The organism is Aeromonas finlandensis (assembly GCF_000764645.1).
Lineage (GTDB): Bacteria > Pseudomonadota > Gammaproteobacteria > Enterobacterales > Aeromonadaceae > Aeromonas > Aeromonas finlandensis.
In genome coordinates this window covers 1-960 of sequence record NZ_JRGK01000168.1, presented here as the reverse complement: position 1 = coordinate 960, position 960 = coordinate 1, and the positions used below count along the sequence as shown (strand labels likewise).

1 protein-coding gene is annotated in these 960 nt (G+C 37.3%); it reads left to right on the top strand.

Annotated elements, in window-relative coordinates; genetic code table 11:
- Window positions 1-359: 359 nt before the first annotated feature.
- The coding region (locus LD28_RS23015) for a branched-chain amino acid transport system II carrier protein (RefSeq protein ID WP_193354307.1) at window positions 360-960 on the top strand (601 nt) is incomplete at its 3' end.

The window sequence follows — 960 nt, the reverse complement described above, 5'->3', positions numbered from 1 at the left end:
TCGTGCTGTTGGGTAGGATTAACCTAGCCCCTAGTAAAGAAACAACCAACAAAACAGAAAAAACACGCGGCCCAGGAACCAAACTGAATAAATAACCTTTTGGGTATAGTTGGGGATAACAATTGGATATGCTTGCGTGACCATAAAGAAAGGGTTTACCTACAAAGTGTCAAGGCGTTCTCCTACACAAACCAAGCTGTAGTCTTGCTAATCTGTTTTTATTGGAACGATTGCATTGAAGTAAGTAAGATAAAGTTAAAATCGCGTAACCATTATAAAATGGTCAGAAATAAAAACCTCGATTTATAATGCTATGACTTTATTCATTACCCAGATTAAATATAACGCTGGAGATCTATGTGAAGGGAGTCCCTACTGTTAGTGATAGAGTATGGTGCGGATTTTTAATATCCTCATTTTTTCTTGGTACCAGCAACACTATTGCCCCGCAAGTTACGGGCTATTATTCAGGTGTAAATATCTGGTTAACCTTGAGTGGTTTTTTTATAACCGCTATAGCGTTGCCACTCCTGGGGTTAATCGCTATCGTTAGATGTCGCACAAGTACAACAGATAGCCTGCTCACTCAAATAGATAGAAGTTTTTCAACAAAGGCCACCAAATGGCTATCGTTAGCTATATATACGCTACTAGGGCCAGCACTTTTACTTCCTCAATCCAGCCTGGTGACTTATCAAGAAAGCACAAAAGCATTCACTTTAATAAGTAACCCAGTAATTCCTCCATTATTTGTGTGTGTTTTTTTTATTATTGCCACTTGCTTGTCGTTATCTAAGAAGTCCCGAGTTTATATTTTGGGGAAATACCTATGGTCTATTATGATTATACTTATTTTACTTACTTCCCTGATACTGCTAATGTCATTTGATTTTAATGCACAAATAGTAAGCGCTCAAAATAATGATACATCCTTTACAAAAGGGTTGCTTAATGGTTACT